Source organism: Mesorhizobium erdmanii USDA 3471 (assembly GCF_000472705.1).
In the GTDB taxonomy this organism is placed as follows: domain Bacteria; phylum Pseudomonadota; class Alphaproteobacteria; order Rhizobiales; family Rhizobiaceae; genus Mesorhizobium; species Mesorhizobium erdmanii.
This window is the reverse complement of record NZ_AXAE01000013.1, coordinates 1-19,353: the sequence shown is the minus strand read 5'-3', so window position 1 is coordinate 19,353 and position 19,353 is coordinate 1. Positions and strand designations below refer to the sequence as shown.

The window sequence follows — 19,353 nt, the reverse complement described above, 5'->3', positions numbered from 1 at the left end:
TGGTGTTTTGGGATTGACCCGTTCTGGGATGAACATGTTTGGGACGGACATGTTTTGGGGCGGACACAGGGGAAGGCTTATAGCGCCGCCCGTATCGTTTCGGCAAACCGGCGCAAATCGGAGCGCTGATAGGGTTCGCGCAGGCCGTGCCCCCATACCGGCCCCGGCCAGCCGGGGTCGCCTTCGGACCGTGCGATGATATGGATATGCAATTGGCGCACGATGTTGCCGAGCGCGCCGGTGTTGATCTTGGTGCAACCGCTGACTTTCTTCAGCGCTTGCGCCACCATATTGGTCTCGAAGGTCAGCATGGCCTGGTCAAGCGGCGTCATGTCGTGGATTTCTTCCGCGCCAGGCCTCTGCGGCACCAAAAGCAGCCACGGCCAGCGGCGATCGTTCATCACCCGCAATTCGCACAGCCCAAGCCACATCAACTGCTCGCTGTCCGCCTCCAGCCGGGCATCCAGCGTGAATCCGGCCTTCAGGCCCGGCAGCATCGGCGTTTCCCTTGCTTTTGTTGGTTTCCTCAAACTCATGAACGCTAGAGCGGTGGCCCGGGGGCTGCAAGCGAATCATTGTTCCTCACACGGTTTGGCGCGCCAAATCGCCTGCGCACTTGCATTTCGTCGCGCAATTGCCGATATGGACGGCGGGAGGTTGGTGGTGGACGATCCACTCGCCAACCGGGTCAGGTCCGGAAGGAAGCAGCCCTAACGAGCCCGGAACGGGTCATTGTTCCAGCCTCCCACCTCATCGGCCCTCCTCGCGACATTGACGACGCATTGCAGCGCGGGCGAGATTATGCGCAGGAATCGGCGCCTCTGGTGGCGGCCTTTTGGAGCTTAACGGGCGAATGAGCGAAGCCGGAAATTCAGGGCCAAAAAGCCTGGACGATGGAAAGGCCGCAGCCTACCGCGTGCTGGCGCGCAAATACCGTCCGTCGAATTTTTCCGAACTGGTCGGCCAGGAGCCGATGGTGCGCACTCTCACCAACGCCTTCGCCACCGGCCGCATTGCCCAGGCGTGGATGCTGACCGGCGTGCGCGGTGTCGGCAAGACCACCACCGCGCGCATCCTGGCGCGGGCGCTAAACTACAAGACATCGACCGTGGACCAGCCTTCGGTCGACCTTGCCGTGCTCGGCGAGCATTGCCAGGCGATCATGGAAGGCCGCCATGTCGACGTCATCGAGATGGACGCCGCCTCCCACACCGGCATCGACGACATCAGGGACATCATCGAACGCGTGCGCTACGCACCGGTCTCGGCGCGCTACAAGGTCTACATCATCGACGAAGTGCACATGCTGTCGACGCAGGCCTTCAACGGCCTGCTGAAAACATTGGAGGAACCACCTCCGCATGTGAAATTCATCTTCGCCACCACCGAAATCCGCAAGGTTCCGATCACCGTCCTGTCGCGCTGCCAGCGTTTTGACTTGAGGCGCATCGATGCCGGCGCGCTGGTCGCGCATCTTTCCTCGATCGCCGCCAAGGAGGGCATTTCGGTCGACGACGACGCGCTGGCGATGATCGCGCGCGCGGCCGAAGGCTCGGCCCGCGATTCGCTCTCCATCCTCGACCAGGCGATTGCGCATGGCGCCGGCTCCGTCGGCGCCGAGGCGGTGCGCGCCATGCTGGGCCTAGCCGACCGCGCTCGCATCGTCGATCTGTTCGAACATGTGATGAAGGGCGATGTGGCCGCGGCCTTGGGCGAATTCCGCGCCCAGTACGACACCGGTGCCGATCCGGCCGCCGTGCTCACCGATCTTGCCGAGTTCAACCATCTCGTCACCCGGCTGCGTTTCGTGCCAAGCGCCATGGACGACGCTTCGCTGTCGCAGGACGAGCGTGAGCGCGGCGCCGATTTCGCCAGGGCGCTGTCGGTCCGTGTGCTGTCGCGGACCTGGCAGATGCTGCTCAAGGGCATTCCCGAGGTGCAGTCCTCCAACCGGCCGGTGAGCGCCGCCGAAATGGTGCTGATCCGGCTGGCGCATGCCGCCGACCTGCCGACGCTGGACGAGGCGCTGCGGTCGCTCGACGGCACGACATCGGCGCAAAATGGTGCATCGCGCCCAAATGGCGTGCCCGCGGGCTTCGACAACGGCAATGGCGGTGGGGCCAGCGCGGTGGCGCAGACACGCATGCCCTCGGGGGCCGGGGGCGCGCAGACCATGCGGCTGGTCGAGGCCAGGCCCGCGCCGGCCGCCTTCGTTGCGCCGCCCGCGCCGGTGTCGGAGCCGCAGCAAGTGCCGGTCAGATCGCTTGCCGACATTGTCGCTCTTGCCGATGCGCAGCGCGACATCGCCTTCAAGGTGCTGGTCAAGCGCTGCATCCGTCCCGTGCGCTTCGAGCCCGGCCGCATCGACGTCAGCCTGACCGACGATGCGCCGAAGCTGCTGCTCAATGATCTGACGACGAAACTGCGCGCCTGGACCGGCCGCAGCTGGCTGGTGTCGCTGTCCAAGGAAGAGGGCGGCCAGACGCTCGCCGAAATGGAATCGACCAAGCGCGAGAACGCCTTCCTCGATGCCAGGAGCGATCCGACGGTTGCCGCCATCCTGGCGCGCTTTCCTGGCGCCAAGATCATCGACGTACGCATCCCCGATGCGCCGGAGGCGGACACGACCGAGGCCGATATGCCGGTCGAGCCGCCGGCGGACGACGACGAGACCTGATAAACCAAGACAAGGATCGGACCATGAAAGATCTTCTCGGCCTGATGGGCAAGGCGAAGGAAATGCAGGCCAAGTTCCAGGCCATGCAGGACGAGATCGCCACTCTGGACGCATCCGGCCAGGCCGGCGGCGGTCTGGTCAACGTGACGCTGACCGGAAAATTCGAGATGAAGTCCCTGAAGATCGACCCGTCTCTGTTCAAGGAGGACGATGTCGAGATCCTCGAGGATCTCATTCTCGCCGCCCACAATGACGCCAAGACCAAGGTCGAGCAGATCATGCAGGAGAAGACCAAGGCGCTCACCGCCGGCCTGCCGATCCCGCCGGGAATGAAACTGCCGTTCTGATGCATGTCGCCCAAAAGTGTGCAGCGGTTTTGGGGCAACGACATGCATGAACGTTAACAAGGCGGCGGTGCGCCCATGGCCGACGAACCTTCGGAAAGACTGATCGAGCAGCGTATCCGCAACAGGCTCTATGAGATCCTGGAAATCCTGGCCGATTGCGATGCCGGCGTCGATATTGTCGGCATCAAGGGCTACTTCAATCTGTTCGAGGACTTCGTGCATCGCCCGTCGATCGAGGCCGGCTCGTCGGCGCTGTCGAAGGAGGAGCGCGCGATCGTGCTCGAAATCGCCGAATTCCTCGAGGCGGCCGCAGAGACGAATCCGGATTTCACCAAGGCCGAGTTCATCGACAGCGACTGGCCGGGGAAGATCGCTCCGACGGCCAGGGCCGCGCGGGCGGTTTTCCTCCGGCGCGGGCTGTTCTCCGAGAAAATCGAAGAGAGCGAGCCCGGTCAGCCGGTCGCGATCGTGGCCGGGCGGTAGCGTTGTTTCAGAGAACCAGCCGCCCGGTCGCCGCAATTGCGGCGAAACAAAGAGAGGGCCATCATCGCGTTTGTGAGACGATGGCGCGATCTATCTGGAAAGTCACGATTTGTGTCTATTCGGTAACAGTTCATCACTAATAACGTTTTAGCCATCATTTTGCCCGAAAGTGTCTCATTCTTGCCGCAGCCTGGGGCGGGAATGAAGTGAGAGGGTAGCCTGTTGATCGTAACGCGATGGAAGACGCCGCTGTTGCTCGGCGTCATGACGTCTCCCTTGTTTCTGGCTGCCTGCAGCCAGACCACCTCGCATGGCATGTCGGTTTCCAGCCTGACCGACGCCATCACGCCGAGCTTTCTCACCTCGCGCGCCACGAGCCATACGCCGAAGGATCGGGAATGCCTGGAACGGGCAATGTTCTTCGAATCGAACCGGTCGAGCCGCGACGGGATGATTGCCGTCGGCACCGTGGTGATGAACCGCTTGCGTTCAGGCAACCATGGCAGCACCATCTGTGACGTGGTGGGTGAACCCGGGCAGTTCGCGCCGGGCGTCATGACCAGGCCGATGAATTCGCGCGCAATGCCCGATGTCGAGGAAGCGGCCGACGCGGTGCTCAAGGGCGAGCGCAAGGCCAAGCTGAAGAATACGATGTATTTCCACACGGCCGGCCTGCATTTCCCCTACAAGAACATGCACTACACCATGGTTGCCGGCGGCAACGCCTTTTACGAGAAGCGCGGCCGCAACTGGCAGCCGCTGCCCGATGAGCCGATGGTTGCTTCGGTCGCGACGGAAGTGGTGAAGCCGGCGGCACCCGTGACGATGGTTGCCTCGGCCGAGTCGGTGCGCCCCGCCAAGACCGCTGTCCGCAATGCCCCGGCACAGCAGGTGTTCATGACCGCCTCGGTGGAACCGGAACGCCCGACCAAGGCGACGAAAGTTCGAGTTACCCCTGCCGAGCAGACCTATGTGACAGCATCCGCGGCGCCGGCGGCAAAGTCGGCGCGCGTCCAGGCCAAGCAGACGATGGTTGCGATGCAGGAGCCGATGGAAGAACCGGATGCCGCCCGTTTCGGCGGAACCTTGAACACCCGGGTCATCTCCTCGATTCAGGGTGGTGCGCCGCAGGAAGCGGCGATGGGATTCCAGTCGACGCCTGAGAACACGGACGCCATTGGCGCGATGATCGTCAGCCAGGGCCGCCCGCTCGAGGTGAACTGATCCAGGCCTCGCCATGGCAGCATGGCGATCATGCTGCCGCAGACTGTTCCAAACCGCTCGGAAAAATCCTAGATCAAGGCGATGTCGAAACGAATCGCCGGTCCCGAGATCGAACGCCTGATCCAGCTCCTGGCCAAGGTGCCGGGGCTTGGCCCCCGTTCGGCCAGGCGCGCCGCCCTCCATCTGATCAAGAAGAAGGAGCAGTTGCTGTCGCCGCTGGCCGCCGCCATGGGCGAGGCTGCCGACAAGGTGCGCATCTGTTCCACTTGTGGCAATGTCGACACGTCGGACCCCTGCATGATCTGCACCGATCCACGGCGGGACGCCGCCACCCTGATTGTCGTCGAGGACGTCTCGGATCTCTGGGCCTTGGAGCGGGCGGCGGCGATGAACGTGCGTTACCATGTGCTCGGCGGCACGCTGTCGCCGCTCGACGGCATCGGCCCTGAACAGCTCAACATCCGCTCATTGGTCGACCGGGTCGCCGGCGGCGAGGTCAAGGAAATCATCCTCGCCGTCAATGCGACGGTCGAGGGGCAGACCACCGCGCATTACCTCACCGACCAGCTGTCCGGCTTCGACATCAAGGTGACAAGGCTGGCGCATGGCGTGCCGGTCGGCGGCGAACTCGACTATCTCGACGAAGGTACGCTCGCCGCGGCGTTGCGCTCGCGGACGGCGTTTTGACAAGATTGGCGGGGATCTTTGCCGGGATGAACGCGTTCCTTCGCACAATTACCTTCGCCTTTGTCGCGACGGCTCTCGGCGTCCTTCTCGTCACCCCCGCTTCGTCCGCGAAGATCGACGACCAGTTCCGTGCCTGGCTGCAGAGCGATCTCTGGCCGCAAGCCAAGGCCAACGGTATCTCCAAGCAGACTTTTGACGCCGCCTTCGACGGCATAAAACCCAATCTGAAGCTGCCCGACCTGGTCATGCCCGGCGAAAAGCCCAAGACGCCGCAGAAGCAGCACCAGGCCGAGTTCGGCTCGCCCGGCGCCTATTTCGCCGAGAAGACCGTTCGTGCGGTGACGTCGGGCGGCCGCACGCGCGAAGCCGCCAATGCCAGGACGCTGGCCGCGATCGAAAAGCGCTATGGGGTGCCCGGCGAAATCCTTCTGGCGATCTGGGGCCGTGAAACCGGTTTCGGCGCGGCGAAGATGCCTTACGACGCCTTCGAGGTGCTGGGCACCAAGGCGTTCATGTCGACGAAGAAGGATTTCTTCCGCACCGAACTTCTGGCCGCGCTGGAAATCGTCCAACGTGGGTTGGCGCCGGTCGGCGCCATGAAATCGTCATGGGCCGGTGCGCTCGGCCAGCCGCAATTCATGCCGACCTCTTTCCTGAAGCATGCGGTCGCCTTCGACGGTGGTGGGCGGCCCGACATCTGGAACTCGACACCCGACGTGCTCGCCTCGATCGCCAACTATCTCGTCCATTATGGCTGGGTGCGGGGGCGCGGCTGGGGGTTCGAGGTGACCGTGCCCGAGAGCGTCTCCTGCTCCCTGGAAGGCCCTGACCAAGGAAAGAAGATATCGCAATGGGCCGACATGGGCATCAAGCGTGTCGGCGGAAAGCCGTTTCCGGCGAGTGAGCTGAAGGCGGAAGGCTTCCTGCTGATGCCCGCAGGCCGCAGCGGGCCGGCGTTCATCGCCACGCCCAATTTCTACGTGCTGAAGGAATACAACACGAGCGACCTCTACGCGCTGTTCATCGGCCATGGCGCCGACCGCATCGCGCATGGCGATCAGAGCTTTTCCGGCAGCTGGGGCGCGGTCGGCGATCTCCACCGCTCCGACATCGCCGCGCTGCAGCGGGCCCTGGAAGCCAAGGGCTATGATGTCGGCAGTGCCGACGGCCTGCCCGGCTTCAAGACCCGCCGCTCGATCGGCAAGTGGCAGACGAAGAACGGCCAGGCCGCAACCTGTTTTCCAGACGCCGGCCTGGTTGCCGCGCTGAAATAGCGCGAGAATTAGCAGATTTTTCTCGATCGGCCGCCTCGATTGGCCGGTATATGCGTCGACGCGCCTGCCACCTTTCTGCTCCAATGAGCCGTCGTATAAATGCTCGTTGCCGGCCACGAGGTCGCCGGATATGGTGTTGACCAACTGGACAAAAACCGCAACGGTAAGAGGTCGTGGGGCCGTCTTCAGGCCTTGAAAGAATGCCGCAATCCTGAGCCGGGAACTCAGGTCAACAAACAACAAAACAGGGAACAATCACCATGATGATGGAAAAGCTTGCTCTACGATCCCGCATCCTGCTTGCGGGCGCCGCCATGTCGGCACTGCTTCTGGCTGGAGCGCCTGCCGGCGCCGTCACCCCCGCCGACACGCTGGTCGAGGGCTTCGCGATCGACGACATCATCTCAATGGATCCGGGCGAGGCGTTCGAATTGTCGACCGCCGAAGTCACCGGCAACACCTATGACCTGCTAGTCCGTCTCGACCTCAGCGACACCTCCAAGGTCAAGCCTGATCTTGCCGAAAGCTGGACCGTCTCCGACGATGGCCTGACCTACACCTTCAAGCTCAAGCCCGGCCTCAAATTCGCCTCGGGCAACCCGATCACCGCGGCCGACGTCGCCTATTCCTTTGAACGCGCCGTCAAGCTGGACAAGAGCCCGGCCTTCATCATCGACCAGTTCGGCATCAGCGGCGACAACGTCACCGAAAAGGCCAAGGCCGTCGACGACACCACCTTCCAGTTCACCGTCGACAAGGCCTATGCGCCGAGCTTCGTGCTGAACTGCCTGTCGGCGACCGTCGCTTCGGTGGTCGATGCCAAGCTGGTCAAGGAGCATGTCGCGGCCGTCACGCCGAGCGCCGACTACAAATGGGATAACGACTTCGGCAATGCCTGGCTGAAGACCGGCTATGCTGGTTCCGGTGCCTACAAGCTGCGCGAATGGCGCGCCAACGAAGCCGTCGTCATGGAGCGCAACGACAATTATCACGGTGACAAGGCCAAGCTTGCCCGCGTCATCTACCGCAACATGAAGGAAAGCTCGGCCCAGCGCCTGGCGCTCGAAGCCGGCGACATCGACGTCGCCCGCAACCTCGAGCCTAACGACCTCGACGCCATCGCCAAGAACGCCGACCTCACCTCGACCAGCGCGCCGAAGGGCACGGTCTATTACATCAGCCTGAACCAGAAGAACCCGAATCTCGCCAAGCCGGAAGTGCGCCAGGCATTCAAATATCTGGTCGACTACGATGCTTTGAGCACGACCATCCTCAAGGGCATTGGCGAGATCCACCAGTCTTTCCTGCCCAAGGGTGACCTTGGCGCCGTGGACGACAACCCCTTCAAGCTCGATGTGGCCAAGGCCAAGGAACTGTTGGCCAAGGCCGGCCTGCCGGACGGCTTCAGCGTGACCATGGATGTGCGCACGGGCCAGCCGACCACCGGCATGGCGGAGTCGATCCAGCAGACGCTGGGCCAGGCCGGCATCAAGCTTGAGATCATCCCCGGCGACGGCAAGCAGACGCTGACCAAGTACCGCGCCCGCAACCACGACATCTATATCGGCAATTGGGGCCAGGACTATTTCGATCCGAACTCAAACGCCCAGACTTTTGCCTCCAATCCGGACAATTCGGATGCCGGTAAATCCCACACGCTCGCCTGGCGCAATGCCTGGGACATTCCGGACCTGACCAAGGAGACGGAATCAGCGTTGCTGGAGAAGGACGCCGGCAAGCGCGCGGATATGTACAAGGATCTCGAGAAGAAGATTCTCGACACCAGTCCCTTCGTCATCATCCATCAGCAGTTGGAAGTCGCCGGCCTGCGCAAGAACCTCAAGGGCTTCGCGCTCGGTCCGAGCTTCGACACCAACTTCGTCGGGCCGGTCTCGAAAGAATAGCGCCCGCGGACACGCCGCATGAGCGCGGTTGAAAACGAAAGCGGGCGCGGCAGCGCCCGCGCAGTTGCCCTTGCATCATCGCTCGGCCGTTTCCTGGTCATCGCGATAACGACCTATCTTGGTCTTCTCGCGGTCACCTTCTTCATCGGCCGTGTCATCCCGATCGATCCGGTTCTCGCCGTTCTGGGCGACCGGGCGCCGGCTAATGTCGTCGAGCGCACGCGCCGCGAGATGGGCCTCGACCTGCCGTTGGTCGAGCAGTTCTACATCTATGTGAAAAATGCCCTGAGCGGTGATTTCGGCACTTCGGTGCTGACCACCAACCCGGTTATGACCGACATCCGTCGCGCGCTTCCCGCAACCACGGAACTGGCGACGCTGGGAACGCTGATCGGCGCGCTGTTCGGCGTGCCACTCGGCGTGCTGGCCGCCGTCAGGCGCGGCAGCATCATCGACCAGGTCGTGCGCGTCATTGGCCTGATCGGCTATTCCGTGCCGATCTTCTGGCTCGGCCTGCTGGGCTTGGTCCTGTTCTACGCCAAGCTGCAATGGGTGGCTTTCCCAGCCCGGCTCGACGTCGTCTACGAGTACACTTTCACGCCGATCACCGGGTTCTATCTTCTCGATGCGGCCATGCAGGGTCAGTGGGATGTCTTCTGGGACGCCTTCCGGCACATCATCCTGCCGGCCTCGCTGCTCGGCTATTTCTCGCTCGCCTATATCAGCCGCATGACGCGCTCGTTCATGCTCAACGAACTGGCGCAGGAATACATCGTCGCCGCGCGCGCCAAGGGCCTGTCGGAGACCCGCATCATCTGGGGCCACGCGTTGCGCAACGCTGCCGTGCCGATGGTCACGGTGATCGCGCTCTCCTATGCCGGGCTGCTCGAAGGCTCGGTGCTGACGGAGACCGTCTTCTCCTGGCCTGGCATCGGCCTCTACATTACCAACTCGTTGCAGAACGCCGACATGAACGCCGTGCTCGGCGGCACCATCGTCATCGGCTCGGTGTTCATCGGCATCAATCTTCTGTCCGACTTGCTCTACCGTGTGCTCGATCCGAGGACGAAATCCGCATGAGCGCCGAAGCGATCCAGAGCCGGCGCGACTGGCTGCTCAGCGAGCGGCCGGCCTCGCGCATGCAGGCCAGGCTCGGCCGCGCCTATGTCGCGTGGCGGCGCTTTTCCGCCAACAGGCTGGCTTTGGTTGGCCTGCTCATCATCATCGCGCTGCTGGTCATCGCCGCCCTTGCCGGCGTGCTGGCGCCGTATTCGCCGACCTTCGGCGACCTGAAGAACGCGCGGCTGCTGGCGCCGAGCGCCGAGCACTGGTTCGGCACCGACGACCTTGGCCGCGACATCTATTCGCGCATCCTCTACGGCTCGCGCTGGACTCTCTATGTCGTCATCCTGGTCGCCATCATCGCGGCCCCGATCGGCTTGCTGGTCGGCACCGTTGCCGGCTACGCCGGCGGCTGGACCGATGCCATCCTGATGCGCGTCACCGACATCTTCCTTGCCTTCCCCAAGCTGGTCCTGGCGCTGGCTTTCGTCGCGGCGCTCGGGCCCGGCATCGAAAACGCGGTGCTGGCGATAGCCATCACCTCCTGGCCGCCTTACGCTCGAATTGCCCGCGCCGAAACGTTGACGGTGCGCAATTCCGATTACATCAAGGCCGTGCAATTGATGGGCGCTTCGCCCGCCCGCATCGTGCTGCGCCACATCATGCCGCTCTGCATCTCCTCGCTGATTGTCCGCGTGACGCTCGACATGGCAGGCATCATCCTGACCGCCGCCGGCCTCGGTTTCCTCGGCCTCGGCGCACAGCCGCCGCTGCCCGAATGGGGCACCATGATAGCATCGGGCCGCCGCTTCATCCTCGACCAATGGTGGGTGGCCGGCGCCCCGGGCTTCGCCATCCTTATCGTCAGCCTCGGTTTCAACCTGCTCGGCGACGGCCTGCGCGACGCCCTCGATCCCCGCAGTGGTGACCAATGAGCGCGCTTCTCGACGTCGAGGATCTGCGTGTCACCTTCCCGACCCGCACCGGGCTGATCGAGGCGGTGCGCGGTGTCTCCTTCTCACTTGGGCGCGAACGGCTCGGCATCGTCGGCGAATCCGGCTCGGGTAAGTCGCAGACCGGCCGCGCCATCATGGGGCTGACGCCCCCGCAGGCCCGGATATCGGCCCGGAAATTGGCCTTCGATGGTATCGACCTGCTCGGCATCTCGCCGCGTGAACGCCGGTCGCTGCGGGGCAATCGCATCGCCATGATCCTGCAGGATCCGAAATACTCGCTCGACCCGGTGATGAGCATCGGCCGGCAGATCGTCGAAACGCTGCGCACGCATGAGAAGGTCTCCAAGGCCGAGGCGCGCGAGCGCGCGCTGGCCATGCTGGAAGCGGTGCAGATACGTGATCCCAAACGCGTCTTCGACCTGCATCCGCATGAAGTCTCAGGCGGCATGGGCCAGCGCGCCATGATCGCCATGATGCTGATCGCCGGACCGGAGATGATGATCGCCGACGAGCCGACCTCGGCGCTCGACGTCACCGTGCAACTCGACGTGCTCGGCATTCTCGACCGGCTCGTCAGCGAGCGCGGCATGGGGCTGATCTTCATCTCGCACGATCTGCGCCTGGTCTCATCCTTCTGCGACCGCGTCATCGTCATGTATGCCGGCAAGGTGGTCGAGCAACTCAAGGCCTCCGAACTCGGCCAGGCACAGCATCCCTATACGCGCGGCTTGCTCAACTGCATGCCCAGAATCGGCTTCGAGCGCCATCCGTTGCCGGTGCTCGACCGCAAGCCGGAGTGGGCGGCATGACTTCTGCGATCACCGTCGACGGGCTGGAAGTGATCTTCGACCGGTTTCGGGCGCTGAAAGGCGTCAGCCTCGAAGTCAGGTCAGGCGAATCCTTCGGCCTGGTCGGCGAATCCGGTTCTGGCAAATCGACGCTTCTCAGGGCGATCGCCGGCCTTGCGTCCGTCGCCTCGGGCAGCATCACCGTCAATGGCAAGACGCTCGGCGCGCGCCGCGACAAGGCTTTCTACCGCGAAGTGCAGATGGTCTTCCAGGACCCGTATGGCTCGCTGCATCCGCGCCAGACTGTCGACCGCCTGCTGCAGGAGCCGCTCGCCATCCATGGCTTCGCCGATGGCGAAAAGCGCATCGAACGCGCGCTGGACGAGGTCGGCCTCGGCAATGGCTTCCGCTTCCGCTACGCGCACCAATTGTCGGGCGGCCAGCGCCAGCGCGTGGCGATCGCGCGTGCGCTCATCCTCGAACCGTCGATCCTGCTGCTCGACGAGCCAACCTCGGCGCTCGATGCCTCGGTGCAGGCGGAAGTGCTCAACCTCCTGGAAGAGGTCCGCCGGCGGCGCAAGCTGACCTTCCTGATGGTCAGCCACGACCTCGCCATCGTCACCCATATGTGCGAGCGGCTGATGGTGATGCAGGGCGGCGAGGCGGTGGAAAATCTGACGGCGGCCCAACTTGTCGCGCACCGCGTGACAGAGGATTATACGCGCAATCTGCTCAGGGCGAGCGAAGGATTTGTGCGGGTGTAGAAGGCTGCCAGCGTCGAGTTCCCTGGCGCCCCCCTCTGTCCCGCCAGCCTTTCCGATCTCAATAGGCTCAGGCTGTACTGGCTTCCGCCACCGCTTCGCTGTCTGCGGCCTCGCCATTCCCACCCGGCTCCTTGATCCTGAACCACGTGACATACAGCGCCGGCAGGAACAGCAGCGTGATCGCGGTGCCCGCGATGATACCGCCCATCATCGCATAGGCCATTGGGCCCCAGAACACTTCGCGGGCGATCGGGATCAGTGCCAGGCTGGCTGCGGCCGCGGTCAGCGCTATCGGCCGCATGCGGTGCTCGGTCGCCTCGATGACCGCCGCCCAGCGGTCCTTGCCCTCCCGGACGAGATCCTCGATCTGCACGATCAGGATGACCGAGTTGCGGATCAGGATGCCGATCAGCGCCAGCACGCCGAGGATGGCGACGAAACCGAGCGGCGCGCCGCTCGGCACCAGGGCCGCCACCACGCCGATCAGCCCGAGCGGCGCCACCGCCACGACCAGGAACAGGCGCTGGAAGCTCTGCAACTGGATCATCAGGATGGTCGCCATGACGAACAGCATCAACGGCACCACGGCGGCGATCGGCCCCTGGCTCTTGGCACTTTCCTCCACCGAGCCGGCGGTCTCGACCGAATAGCCCGGCGGCAGCTTGGCGATGAAGGCTTCGACCGACGGCTTCAGTTCGTTGACGACCGTGGCTGGCAGTACGTCGCCGACCAAGCCGGCGCGCACGGTGATCGTCGGAATGCGGTCACGCCGCCACACTGTCGGCTGCTCGAGCTCGTAGCGGAAGTTGGCCACGGCCGCGAGCGGGATCGCTTCGCCGGTGCTGGTCGGCAGCTGCATGTTCTGCAGCGTCCCGATCGAGCCGCGTTCGGCATCGCGTGAGCGCGCCACGACATCGATCAGATAGGTGGCGTCGCGCACCTGCGTGATCGTGGCGCCGCCGACCGTGCTGTTCAGCGCGCTGGCGATATCGGAGGAGGTGATGCCGAGTTGGCGCGCCTTGTCCTGCAGCACGTCGACCCTCAGCACGCGCTGCGGCTCGTTCCAGTCGAAGGTGGGTGCTGCCAACCTTGGGTTGGCCGAGATCACGCCGGCGAATTGCTGGGCCAACTCGCGTACCATCTGGATGTCGGGTCCGCCGACTCGGTACTGCACCGGGCGGCCGACCGGCGGCCCGAGTTCCAGCGGCTTGACGAAAGCGTCGGTGCCGACGAACTCCGCGCGCAGCAGCTTTTCCAAAGCCGGCTTTACCCGGTTCCGGGCCTCGATGCTCTTGGTGACGATGACCGTCTGGCCGAAATAGGGGTTGGCCGGCTGCACGTCATAGGCCAGCACGAAGCGCACGGCGCCCTGGCCGATATAGGACGAGAAATGGTCGATGTCGGGATTGCCGACCAGCGCCCGCTGCTCGAAGCGCTGCATCTGGTCGCGCGTGTCGGCGATCGAGGAATTTTGCGGCAGGTTCCAGTCGACAATCAGCTCCGGCCGGTCGGACGGGGGGAAGAACTGCTGCTGCACCAGGCCGAAGCCGGCGATCGAGCCGGCGAACAGCAGCACCGTGACGATGATGGTCAGCCAGTGATGGCGCACCGAGCCGACAAGCACGCGCCGGAACAGCGCTGTGAAGCGTCCCGGCTGGTCGTGATGCTTGGCCTTCATCGTCGCCGGCAGGATGGTGACGCCGAGCAGCGGCGCGAACAGCACCGCCACGATCCATGACACCAGCAGCGACACGGCGATGACGACGAACAGGGTGAAGGTGTATTCGCCGGCCGCACTCGAATTGAGGCCGATCGGGATGAAGCCGGCGACGGTCACCAGCGTGCCGGTCAGCATCGGAAAGGCGGTCGATGTGTAGACATAGGTCGCTGCCTTGCGCAGATTGTCGCCGACCTCCAGCCGCGCCACCATCATCTCGACGGCGATCATGGCGTCGTCGACCAGCAGCCCGAGCGCGATGATCAGTGCGCCGAGCGAAATGCGCTGCAGCGAAATGCCGAGATATTCCATGACCGTGAAGGTGATGGCCAGCACCAGCGGGATCGACAGCGCCACGACGAAACCGGCGCGCATGCCAAGGCTGATGAACGACACGGCGAGCACGATGGCCACCGCCTCGAACAGCGCGCGCGTGAAGCCCGAGACGGCCTCCTCGACGATGACCGGCTGGTCGGCGACCAGATGCACGCCGACGCCGACCGGCAGGTCGGCCAGCACCTTGTTCATCTCCACGTGCAGCGCCTTGCCGAATTCGAGCAGGTTGGCGTTGGGCTTCATGCCGATGGCAAGCCCGATGGCGTCCTGGCCATTGAAGCGGAACAGCGCCGTCGGCGGATCGACATAGCCGCGCGTGATCGTCGCCACGTCGCTCAGCCGGAAGAAGCGATCGTTGACACGCAGATTGATGGCGCGCAGGCTGTCCTCGGAGGTGAACTGGCCGCCGACGCGCACGCTGATGCGCTCCGGCCCGGACTGGATGACGCCTGACGGCGTGATCGCGTTCTGCGCCTGCAGGCTAGCCACGATCGCCTGCTGGTTGAGGCCAAGGGCGGCGATCTGGCGGGTCGAGAATTCGAGATAGATGGCTTCGTCCTGCGCGCCGACCAGATCGACCTTGCCGGCATTGGGCACAGTCAGGATCTTGGTGCGGACATCCTCGACATAATCGCGCAATTGGCGCGGCGTCAGCCCGTCCGATGTGAAGGCGTAGATGTTGCCGTAGACATCGCCGAAGCGGTCGTTGAAGAACGGTCCCTGAACGCCTTGCGGAAACTGCGCCTTGATGTCGTTGACCATGTTGCGCACCTGAATCCAGTTCGGCACGACATCGCGCGCCTTGGTGGTGTCCTTCAGGTTGACGAAGATGACGGTCTGGCCGGCGGTGGTGACGGATTTGGTGTAGTCGAGACTGTCGAGCTCCTCGAGCTTCTTCTCGATGCGGTCGGTCACCTGCTGCACGGTCTCCTTGACAGACGCGCCCGGCCAGTTGGCCTGGATGATCATCGTCTTGATGGTGAAATTGGGGTCTTCCTCACGGCCGAGATTGAGGTAGGAGAAGATGCCTGCCACCACGAAGACCAGCATGAAATACCAGACCATGGAGCGGTGGCTGAGCGCCCAGTCGGAGAGGTTGAAGCCCTTCATCAGACGCCGCCCTCCGGCACTTTGACCTTCTGGCCTTCGCTCAGGCTGTGGACGCCCGCCGTGACCACGCGCATGCCGGCTTCGAGCCCTTCGGCGACGGTGAAGGTGGCGGCACCCTTGGCGGCCACCTTTATCTCTTTCGCGCTCACGCTCGAGGTCCGCGGATCGACGATCCACACCTCATCGGCACCGTTCTTTTCGAGCAGCGCCGAGAGGGGCAGTTCGATCGTCGGCGCTACCTTGGTCATGCGGGTCGCCGTCACCGTCGAGCCGAGCCGGAAGGCCTGCGGCGGATCGGTAAGCGTCAGCTTGACGCGCCGGGTGCGTGTCGAGCCCTCGGCCTGTGGCGCGATCTCGCGCAGTTTGGCCTCGGTCTGGATGGTGGGCAGCGATTGCAGGATAACCTGGAACGGTGTGCCGGCCGTGAGATCGCCGGTCAACTGATCGGGAATATCGACCACCGCCTCGCGCAGATCCGAGCGCGCCACAGTGACGACAGTCTGGCCGGCCGAGACGGTCTGGCCGACCTCGGCACCGACCGCGGTGACGACGCCGTCGAAATCCGAGAACAGCCTGGCATAGCCAAGCTGCTCCTGCGATTTGGCAAGCGACGCCCGGGCCCGCTCGACATTGGCCTCGGCCGCCTTCCTTGCCTGCTGCGCGGCATCGAAGACGGCCTGCGAGGCGTTGGCCGAGGCGAGCAGCTGGCGCTGCCGCTCCTCGCTGGCGGCGGCGTTGGCGAACTGTGCCTCGGCATTGGAGAGTTCCGCCTTGGCGGCCTGCGCGGCCAGCTCCAGCGCGGTCGGGTCGAGCGCGGCAATCGTCGTGCCCTTGCTGACGATGTCGCCGACCTTGACGTCGCGTGAAACGACCCGGCCGAGCAGGCGGAAGGCGAGGTCGGCGCTGACCTGCGGCTCGACCGAGCCGGCAAAACCATAGGTTTGCGTGGTGCGCGGCTCGATGACCACCGACAGTACGGGCCGGATGATCTCCGGTGGCTTTTCCTCGGATTTCGAGCAAGCGGCGAGCGCGCCGAGTACGAACAGGCCAGGAATGAGGTACGGCAGGCGTCTCATTGGCCCGCTCCCGATATCTCGACCGTCTGCCCGGGACTGAGCAACTGTCCGCCCGCGGTCACGACGCTTTGGCCTTCGGTCAATCCGCTGGCGATGACGACCGTACCCGAACTGAAGGCCAGGACCTCGACCGGCGCCGCCGCCACCGCCTTGGTCGAGGGGTCGACGATCCAGACCGCCGGTTTGCCGGCGCTGGACGTCAGCGCCTGCCAGGGCAGCAGGACCGCCTTTTCCGGCTTGGCGCTGACCGAGCCGATGACGGCTGCCCCCAGCGGCATGCCGGCGGGCGTGTCGGGAATGCCGATCTTGACCCGGATCGAACCGGAGGCCTGGTCGACCGCCGGCGAGATTTCTCGCACCTTGCCTGTCGCCCGGACCTGCGGATCGGACAACAGCGTGATCGTCACCGCCGGCGATGGCGGCGTCTTGGCGACCAAGGTCTCCTGCACGTTGAAGACGGCATCGCGGTCGCCGTCCTCGGCGACCGTGAATATGGTTTGCGCCGCCTGCACCACCTGGCCGGCTTCGACCTGGCGGGCGGTGATGACGCCGGGGGCGCCCGCCTTGAGTTCGGTGAAGGACAGGTTTTGCCGGGCGTTGGCGAACGCGCTCTGCGCGGCATCGACGCTGCCTTGCGCCACCTTCAGCGCCTGGTCGGCGGCATCATAGTCGCGCCTGGTGGTGAAGCCCTGGGAAAGCAGCGTCTTCTGTCGCTCGAAGGCAGCGGCGGACTGGGTCAGCTGCGCTTGTGCCGCGTCGAGATCGGCCTGTGCCGAGCGCAGGTCGGATTCCTGCTCCTGCGGATCGATGCGGGCAAGCACCGCGCCCTGGTCGACATGCTGGCCGATATCGACAAGCCGTTCGGCGACGCGGCCGCCGACCCGGAACGACAGATTGTTCAGCGTGCGCGCCGCGATCACCCCGGTCAGTGAGGTTCGCGGCGCATAGTCGGCCATCGCCACCGTTTCGGTGCGCACCATGACCGGCAGTTTCTTGTCCGCGGCCTCCTGCTTCTGGCAGCCGGTCAGCAGGATCGCGGCCATGAACACTGACATTGCCGAGGCGATTGGAAAAGACAAAAGGCTGGAGGTTTTGACGGATGGCGGCGAGACGGACGATGTCGCGTTCCTGCTCATGGGCTCCCTCAGCCGCCGGTCGCGATGCCTCGCGGATGCCAGGAGGATAATCAATCCCCGGAAAAAGGAAACCGGTCTCGTACGCGTATCGCATGATTGGTTAAGGGGGACCCCGATATTCAGGCCCAATCGCCAGCCGGTGGTGCCGACTTGAGGAAAACGTGAAATAAGGTCAGAAGACATCTGATCAACGAGAACGGGCGCCGGCCCGATGAGGGATATCATGAAGAATTCAGCCATTTCCGAACGCAAGAACCAGTCGATCTCGCGCGGCGTCGGCATGACCACGCAGATCTATGCCGACCGGGCTGAGAATTCGGAGATCTGGGATGTCGAGGGCCGCCGCTACATCGACTTCTCCTCGGGCATCGCCGTCGTCAACACCGGCCATCGCCATCCCAGGGTGATCGAGGCGGTCAAGGCGCAGCTCGACCGCTTCACCCACACCTGCCACCAGGTTGTGCCCTATGAGAGCTATGTGCGGCTGGCTGAACGGTTGAACGCCATGCTGCCCGGCAAGTTCGAGAAGAAGACCATCTTCGTCACCACCGGGGCCGAGGCGGTCGAAAACGCCATCAAGATCGCGCGCAACGCCACCGGCCGCCAGGCCGTCATCGCCTTTGCCGGCGGCTTCCACGGCCGCACCTTCATGGGCATGGCGCTGACCGGTAAGGTCGTGCCCTACAAGGTCGGCTTCGGCGCCATGCCGGGCGACGTCTATCACGCACCGTTCCCGGTGCCGCTGCACGGCGTGTCGGTTGCCGATTCGCTGGCCGCGCTCGACCGACTGTTCAAGGCCGATGTCGATCCGGCCCGCGTCGCCGCCATCATCGTCGAGCCGGTTCAGGGCGAGGGCGGTTTCTACGAGGCGCCGCGCGAATTCCTGACGGCGCTGCGCAAGCTCTGCGACCAGCACGGCATGCTTTTGATCGCCGACGAGGTGCAGACCGGCTTTGCCCGCACCGGCAAGATGTTCGCGATGGACCACCATGAGGTCGCCGCCGACATCACCACGATGGCCAAGAGTCTCGCCGGCGGCTTCCCGCTCTCGGCGGTGACCGGCCGTGCCGAGATCATGGATGCGCCCGGCCCCGGCGGCCTCGGCGGCACCTATGGCGGCAGCCCCATCGGCGTTGCCGCGGCACACGCCGTGCTCGACGTGATAGACGACGAAAAGCTCTGCGACCGCGCCAACACGCTGGGCGCGCGGCTGAAGCAGCGCCTGCAGTCGATCCGCGACGACGTGCCCGAGATCGTCGACATAAGGGGCCTCGGCTTCATGAATGCGGTCGAGTTCAACGACGTCAAGAAGGGCCTGCCCTCGGCCGAGATCGCCAATGCCATCCGGCTGAAGGCGCTCGACAAGGGCCTGATCCTTTTGACCTGCGGCGTCTACGGCAACGTCATCCGCTTCCTGGCACCGATCACCATCCAGGACGAGGTGATGAACGAGGCGCTCGACATACTGGAAAGCTCGATCCGCGAAGTTTGCGCCGCCTGAGCAGTGCTTGCCTTCTCCCCGTCACTATTGTTTGGACCGGAGACATCGCGAACAGGTGTTCGGAGACATCGCGAACAGTTTTTGATGTTATCGCTTGAGAGCATTGAGGTCGATTGTTTCTATTTTCTGGTGTCGGAAGAAAGCATCGAAGACGCCGTCTGTTGCGGTTGGCCGGAAGGCGACGACCTTCCTGGCAAATGCCTTGCCAAGCTTGAAGGCGCATCCGAGGAGGCTGACAACCCCGGTCTGCTGGACGCGGCGGACAAGATCGTCCGTTGCATAGTCGAACGGCTCGATGGCTTCGCGATATT

At 64.2% G+C, this 19,353-nt stretch carries 17 protein-coding genes, 1 other RNA gene and 1 pseudogene; 14 read left to right on the top strand and 5 right to left on the bottom strand.

The window, feature by feature from the left end; genetic code table 11:
- Nucleotides 1–77 precede the first annotated feature (77 nt).
- Nucleotides 78–497, bottom strand: coding sequence for an HIT domain-containing protein (locus A3AU_RS0109160; RefSeq protein WP_027052531.1), 420 nt, complete (start codon nt 495–497; stop codon nt 78–80).
- Nucleotides 498–652: 155 nt separating this feature from the next.
- On the opposite strand from A3AU_RS0109160, the gene ffs reads away from it, so the two are divergent.
- The 12 genes from ffs (at nt 653) to A3AU_RS0109105 (ending at nt 12,166) form a co-directional block, all read left to right on the top strand.
- Nucleotides 653–749: signal recognition particle sRNA small type (gene ffs / locus A3AU_RS1000000137715), an RNA gene on the top strand.
- Nucleotides 750–853: 104 nt separating this feature from the next.
- Nucleotides 854–2,677: a DNA polymerase III subunit gamma/tau gene (locus A3AU_RS0109155; protein ID WP_027052530.1), complete on the top strand. Its 1,824-nt coding sequence runs from the start codon at nt 854–856 to the stop codon at nt 2,675–2,677.
- A gap of 23 nt (nt 2,678–2,700) precedes the next feature.
- Complete coding sequence (locus A3AU_RS0109150; RefSeq protein WP_027052529.1) at nt 2,701–3,024, top strand: YbaB/EbfC family nucleoid-associated protein; 324 nt, start codon at nt 2,701–2,703, stop codon at nt 3,022–3,024.
- A gap of 75 nt (nt 3,025–3,099) precedes the next feature.
- The gene (locus A3AU_RS0109145) at nt 3,100–3,507 is read left to right on the top strand and encodes a hypothetical protein (RefSeq protein ID WP_027052528.1); all 408 of its coding nucleotides are present in this window, start codon (nt 3,100–3,102) and stop codon (nt 3,505–3,507) included.
- Between the two features lie 222 nt (nt 3,508–3,729).
- Nucleotides 3,730–4,731, top strand: coding sequence for a cell wall hydrolase (locus tag A3AU_RS0109140; RefSeq protein ID WP_027052527.1), 1,002 nt, complete (start codon nt 3,730–3,732; stop codon nt 4,729–4,731).
- An 81-nt stretch (nt 4,732–4,812) separates the two neighbouring features.
- Nucleotides 4,813–5,418, top strand: coding sequence for a recombination mediator RecR (recR, locus tag A3AU_RS0109135; protein ID WP_027052526.1), 606 nt, complete (start codon nt 4,813–4,815; stop codon nt 5,416–5,418).
- Between the two features lie 26 nt (nt 5,419–5,444).
- A complete protein-coding gene (locus A3AU_RS0109130) occupies nt 5,445–6,692 on the top strand; it encodes a lytic murein transglycosylase (RefSeq protein ID WP_027052525.1) in 1,248 nt (415 codons plus the stop codon).
- Nucleotides 6,693–6,952: 260 nt separating this feature from the next.
- Entirely contained in the window at nt 6,953–8,596 is a 1,644-nt protein-coding gene (locus A3AU_RS0109125) for an ABC transporter substrate-binding protein (protein ID WP_027052524.1), read from the top strand.
- Between the two features lie 18 nt (nt 8,597–8,614).
- Entirely contained in the window at nt 8,615–9,676 is a 1,062-nt protein-coding gene (locus A3AU_RS0109120; RefSeq protein ID WP_027052523.1) for an ABC transporter permease, read from the top strand.
- Entirely contained in the window at nt 9,673–10,593 is a 921-nt protein-coding gene (nikC, locus tag A3AU_RS0109115; protein WP_027052522.1) for a nickel transporter permease, read from the top strand. Before A3AU_RS0109120 ends, nikC begins: the two co-directional genes overlap by 4 nt.
- On the top strand, nt 10,590–11,423 hold the full coding sequence (locus A3AU_RS0109110; protein ID WP_027052521.1) for an ABC transporter ATP-binding protein: 834 nt from the start codon (nt 10,590–10,592) through the stop codon (nt 11,421–11,423). The genes nikC and A3AU_RS0109110 overlap by 4 nt, the downstream gene beginning before the upstream one ends.
- Complete coding sequence (locus tag A3AU_RS0109105) at nt 11,420–12,166, top strand: ABC transporter ATP-binding protein (protein WP_027052520.1); 747 nt, start codon at nt 11,420–11,422, stop codon at nt 12,164–12,166. The genes A3AU_RS0109110 and A3AU_RS0109105 overlap by 4 nt, the downstream gene beginning before the upstream one ends.
- Nucleotides 12,167–12,233: 67 nt before the next feature.
- On the opposite strand, the gene A3AU_RS0109100 is transcribed toward A3AU_RS0109105, so the two are convergent.
- Genes A3AU_RS0109100 through A3AU_RS0109090 form a run of 3 tightly spaced genes read right to left on the bottom strand, consistent with a single transcriptional unit; the run spans nt 12,234 to nt 17,448 of the window.
- On the bottom strand, nt 12,234–15,329 hold the full coding sequence (locus tag A3AU_RS0109100; protein WP_081709478.1) for an efflux RND transporter permease subunit: 3,096 nt from the start codon (nt 15,327–15,329) through the stop codon (nt 12,234–12,236).
- Nucleotides 15,329–16,405 carry an efflux RND transporter periplasmic adaptor subunit gene (locus A3AU_RS0109095; protein ID WP_027052518.1) on the bottom strand — a complete coding sequence of 359 codons (1,077 nt, stop codon included), beginning with the start codon at nt 16,403–16,405 and terminating at the stop codon, nt 15,329–15,331. The genes A3AU_RS0109100 and A3AU_RS0109095 overlap by 1 nt, the downstream gene beginning before the upstream one ends.
- Complete coding sequence (locus A3AU_RS0109090; protein WP_245235447.1) at nt 16,402–17,448, bottom strand: efflux RND transporter periplasmic adaptor subunit; 1,047 nt, start codon at nt 17,446–17,448, stop codon at nt 16,402–16,404. The genes A3AU_RS0109095 and A3AU_RS0109090 overlap by 4 nt, the downstream gene beginning before the upstream one ends.
- Between A3AU_RS0109090 and A3AU_RS1000000139770 the strand changes: the two genes are divergently transcribed.
- Together A3AU_RS1000000139770 and A3AU_RS0109085 are read left to right on the top strand one after the other, a co-directional pair.
- The gene (locus A3AU_RS1000000139770; RefSeq protein ID WP_167335224.1) at nt 17,447–17,695 is read left to right on the top strand and encodes a hypothetical protein; all 249 of its coding nucleotides are present in this window, start codon (nt 17,447–17,449) and stop codon (nt 17,693–17,695) included. The two genes, A3AU_RS0109090 and A3AU_RS1000000139770, sit on opposite strands and share 2 nt — an antisense overlap.
- 69 nt (nt 17,696–17,764) lie before the next feature.
- Nucleotides 17,765–19,042 (top strand): 4-aminobutyrate--2-oxoglutarate transaminase, encoded by a 1,278-nt coding sequence (locus A3AU_RS0109085; RefSeq protein ID WP_027052516.1) that lies wholly within the window; start codon nt 17,765–17,767, stop codon nt 19,040–19,042.
- Nucleotides 19,043–19,129: 87 nt separating this feature from the next.
- Here the strand turns inward: A3AU_RS0109085 and A3AU_RS1000000139490 are convergent.
- Nucleotides 19,130–19,353: pseudogene (locus tag A3AU_RS1000000139490) on the bottom strand (IS481 family transposase); the annotation flags it as partial.

Bases quoted from the DNA above. Each gene is read 5' to 3' on its own strand.
- A3AU_RS0109160 (WP_027052531.1), bottom strand. From the start codon at position 497: ATGCTGCCGGGCCTGAAGGCCGGATTCACGCTGGATGCCCGGCTGGAG.
- A3AU_RS0109155 (WP_027052530.1), top strand. From the start codon at position 854: ATGAGCGAAGCCGGAAATTCAGGGCCAAAAAGCCTGGACGATGGAAAG.
- A3AU_RS0109150 (WP_027052529.1), top strand. From the start codon at position 2,701: ATGAAAGATCTTCTCGGCCTGATGGGCAAGGCGAAGGAAATGCAGGCC.
- A3AU_RS0109145 (WP_027052528.1), top strand. From the start codon at position 3,100: ATGGCCGACGAACCTTCGGAAAGACTGATCGAGCAGCGTATCCGCAAC.
- recR (WP_027052526.1), top strand. From the start codon at position 4,813: ATGTCGAAACGAATCGCCGGTCCCGAGATCGAACGCCTGATCCAGCTC.
- A3AU_RS0109130 (WP_027052525.1), top strand. From the start codon at position 5,445: ATGAACGCGTTCCTTCGCACAATTACCTTCGCCTTTGTCGCGACGGCT.
- A3AU_RS0109125 (WP_027052524.1), top strand. From the start codon at position 6,953: ATGATGATGGAAAAGCTTGCTCTACGATCCCGCATCCTGCTTGCGGGC.
- A3AU_RS0109120 (WP_027052523.1), top strand. From the start codon at position 8,615: ATGAGCGCGGTTGAAAACGAAAGCGGGCGCGGCAGCGCCCGCGCAGTT.
- nikC (WP_027052522.1), top strand. From the start codon at position 9,673: ATGAGCGCCGAAGCGATCCAGAGCCGGCGCGACTGGCTGCTCAGCGAG.
- A3AU_RS0109110 (WP_027052521.1), top strand. From the start codon at position 10,590: ATGAGCGCGCTTCTCGACGTCGAGGATCTGCGTGTCACCTTCCCGACC.
- A3AU_RS0109105 (WP_027052520.1), top strand. From the start codon at position 11,420: ATGACTTCTGCGATCACCGTCGACGGGCTGGAAGTGATCTTCGACCGG.
- A3AU_RS0109100 (WP_081709478.1), bottom strand. From the start codon at position 15,329: ATGAAGGGCTTCAACCTCTCCGACTGGGCGCTCAGCCACCGCTCCATG.
- A3AU_RS0109095 (WP_027052518.1), bottom strand. From the start codon at position 16,405: ATGAGACGCCTGCCGTACCTCATTCCTGGCCTGTTCGTACTCGGCGCG.
- A3AU_RS1000000139770 (WP_167335224.1), top strand. From the start codon at position 17,447: ATGAACACTGACATTGCCGAGGCGATTGGAAAAGACAAAAGGCTGGAG.
- A3AU_RS0109090 (WP_245235447.1), bottom strand. From the start codon at position 17,448: ATGGCCGCGATCCTGCTGACCGGCTGCCAGAAGCAGGAGGCCGCGGAC.
- A3AU_RS0109085 (WP_027052516.1), top strand. From the start codon at position 17,765: ATGAAGAATTCAGCCATTTCCGAACGCAAGAACCAGTCGATCTCGCGC.